This is a genomic window from Pontibacterium sp., assembly GCF_041587635.1.
Lineage (GTDB): Bacteria > Pseudomonadota > Gammaproteobacteria > Pseudomonadales > Balneatricaceae > Pontibacterium.
This window is the reverse complement of record NZ_JBFGYC010000492.1, coordinates 1-3012: the sequence shown is the minus strand read 5'-3', so window position 1 is coordinate 3012 and position 3012 is coordinate 1. Positions and strand designations below refer to the sequence as shown.

Genomic DNA, 3012 nt, shown 5'->3' with positions numbered 1-3012 from the left:
TTCTGCCAGTGTTGATACACTTCCTGCAGTTCAGCCAGTACCCGTTCATGTTCACCTTTATGGCATCCGTAGGCCGGAAACCCTGTACGCTCCATCTCCGCTTCTTCCCGCGCAAAGTGTTCCTGATCGTGGATAAAAATAGCGTGTAGCGTTTCAGAGACCTTCGTGCGATCGAGTTCAGTGTTGTCTTTTGCATCCTGCAACATGGCAAAGAGTTTGTTGGTTAGCAGGGTGGCTTCACGATGATCGTCATTCATGAAATCCAACTGGACACTGGGGATCGTTTCGAGGGGTAAGCTGCTCATGTTTTGCTCCTGGCTACTGGGCTGCAAATTGATGCGGATTACATTAGCTGAATTGCAAATAGGCGCGTTTGATGGATGTCAATTTCACCGAGATGGCTTTTTAGTATCTGTACTTTGGAAATTTGAAATGCGGCCGATAAGGACCCCAGTTTGTTGTAGATCGAACGTTAATAAATTTTTGGTTACGAACGATCAGCGTTACAATGTCAGAACAGAACACGGCTCATGCCAGCATTATATAAGGGCTGGAATTGCGATAGAGGTTGGTCAGGCGTTTGAATAGTCACAGGTTTCAGAAAAGGCGGCGTCTCTGGATGGAGTTGCTGTTTTGCAGTCCACTGTTCTTAGGCATCATTCTTCTGAATATGGAGTTTGATGCGGCAGAGCATGTTTTCGCATACCTGCAGCAATATGAAAGTATGCAACTGGATGATCTGCTTTTTAGCCTGATGTTCATCCTTCCTTTGTATTTGCTGATCTTTGCTTGGCGACGCAAACGTGAGATTGAAATGCTGGTCTCTCAGGCGGGCACCGATTCGCTCACCGGTATCCTAAACCGTCGCCGGGCCGTGGAAATCCTGACGAATGAGGTGCGTCGCTCCCACCGTTCTGATTCGCCGTTGGCGCTGATCGTTTTTGATATTGATCACTTTAAATTGATCAACGATACGTACGGTCACCCTGCCGGGGACCGGGTATTGCAACAGCTGATCCGCAGTATCAGCCAGTATGTGCGCAGCTACGATTACCTCGCGCGTATCGGGGGGGAGGAGTTTATGATTATCGTCACTGAAACTGACGGTTCGGTTGCTACCAATATAGCTGATCGTTTGCGATTGCAGGTTGAAACGGAGAGCTTTGGTTTGGACCGGGCTGTGACGGCCAGTTTCGGCGTCTCTCAGTTACGTAAAGGGGAATCCTATTCTGATCTGATGCACCGTACTGATGAGCGTCTGTACTGGGCTAAGAACGAAGGTCGCAACCGGGTAGTAGGGCCTTCTGCGGGTAGGAGTTGAACGGTTTTGTTTCGTGTCGTTGCTGGCATTAGCCAATAGGTTAATGATGTGCTGCACACATCTTCATACTTTTGGTGTATAATTTTGCGCCAAATTTTTCTGTATTTCGCGCTGGAAAGGGCCAGTTATCGTGGGGCGTTAGGCACAATGTTTCATGTTCTGATCCACAGGCGAAGACCAACGGCAGTCACTGAGAAAGCGTAATATAAGTATGCATACAGTTGAGAAGATTGGCGGCACGTCCATGAGCCGCTTTCAGGAATTGATGGACACTATTTTGATCGGTAAGCGCAGCGAAGATCAGCTGTACAACCGAATTTTTGTGGTGTCTGCATACGGCGGTATTACCAACCAGCTGTTGGAACATAAAAAAACCGGTGAACCGGGTGTTTACGCACGTTTTGCAAATGCAGAAAGTGAAGAAGCCTGGGTCGAAGCGCTGAATAAACTTCAGGTGAATATGCAGGAGATTAACTCCGAGCTGTTTGACTCTGAGTTTGAGCTGACCTCTGCGAACAACTTCGTTGCTGAACGTCTGAATGATGTACGTGATTGCATGAAGAGCTTGCATCACTTGTGCTCCTACGGCCACTTCCAGCTGGAAGAGCATCTGATGAAAGTGCGTGAGATGCTGGCGTCAATTGGTGAAGCTCACAGTGCATACAACTCGGTATTAGCCCTGCGTAAAGAAGGTATTAATGCCCGCTTCGTTGACCTGACCGGTTGGCATATGGCTACGCCGATTCCTTTCGAAGAGATGGTTGCTAAGCAGTTTGATGGCATTGAATTCGACAAAGAGCTGGTGATTGCAACAGGCTACACCCACTGTGAAGAAGGCCTGATGACCACCTTTGACCGTGGCTATAGCGAGATGACTTTCAGCGCGATTGCAACAGTCACAGGCGCAACAGAAGCGATTATCCATAAGGAATATCACCTGAGTTCTGCCGATCCGATGCTGGTGGGCATGGACAATGTAGTGACCATCGGTCGTACCAATTATGACGTAGCCGATCAGCTGTCTAACTTGGGTATGGAAGCGATCCATCCTAAAGCGGCTAAAGGTTTGCGTCGCTGTGGTGTACAGCTGCGTGTGAAGAACGCCTTCCAGCCTGAAGATGAAGGTACGCTGATCAGTCAGGAATACCGCAGCGAAATCCCACGTGTTGAGATCATTGCCGGACGCAAAGATGTCTTTGGTATCGAAATCTTCGACCAGGAGATGTTGGGGGATGCGGGATACGATATTGAGATCTCTACACTGCTGCGTCAGCTGAAGCTGTATGTGGTTAACAAAGACGCTGATGCAAACAGCATTACGTACTATGTTGCGGGTTCCCGCAAGATGGTAAACCGTGCAACCCGTCTGATCGAAGATACGTATCCGGAAGGTGCGGTACAGCTGCACAATCTGGCAATTGTGTCTGCTATCGGTTCTCACATGAAAGTGAAAGGCATTCTGGCCCGCACCGTTACTGCACTGGCAGAAGCTGATATCAATGTGCAGGCCCTGCATCAGTCGATCCGTCAGGTTGAGATGCAGTGTATTGTCCATGAAGATGATTACGATCAGGCGGTGATTGCCCTGCATCAGGCGCTGATTGAGAATGGGAATAACCTGCACGACGCGGCTTAATACTCGTCTGGCAGTAAAAAAGGCGACCTTCGGGTCGCCTTTTTTGTTTCTGTTT

Annotated in this window: 3 protein-coding genes; 2 read left to right on the top strand and 1 reads right to left on the bottom strand. The window is 48.8% G+C overall.

The window, feature by feature from the left end; all coding sequences use genetic code 11:
• Positions 1-305, bottom strand: a 305-nt coding sequence (locus ABYW01_RS17980) for a bacteriohemerythrin (protein WP_372835468.1), incomplete at its 3' end; no start/stop codon positions are given.
• A gap of 314 nt (positions 306-619) precedes the next feature.
• Between ABYW01_RS17980 and ABYW01_RS17975 the strand changes: the two genes are divergently transcribed.
• Both ABYW01_RS17975 and ABYW01_RS17970 read left to right on the top strand, forming a co-directional pair.
• The gene (locus ABYW01_RS17975) at positions 620-1321 is read left to right on the top strand and encodes a GGDEF domain-containing protein (RefSeq protein ID WP_372835465.1); all 702 of its coding nucleotides are present in this window, start codon (positions 620-622) and stop codon (positions 1319-1321) included.
• Between the two features lie 211 nt (positions 1322-1532).
• Positions 1533-2957, top strand: coding sequence for an aspartate kinase (locus tag ABYW01_RS17970; protein ID WP_372835461.1), 1425 nt, complete (start codon positions 1533-1535; stop codon positions 2955-2957).
• Positions 2958-3012 lie beyond the last annotated feature (55 nt).

Coding starts and splice junctions, on each gene's coding strand:
- ABYW01_RS17970 (WP_372835461.1), top strand. CDS start 1,533: ATGCATACAGTTGAGAAGATTGGCGGCACGTCCATGAGCCGCTTTCAG.
- ABYW01_RS17975 (WP_372835465.1), top strand. CDS start 620: ATGGAGTTGCTGTTTTGCAGTCCACTGTTCTTAGGCATCATTCTTCTG.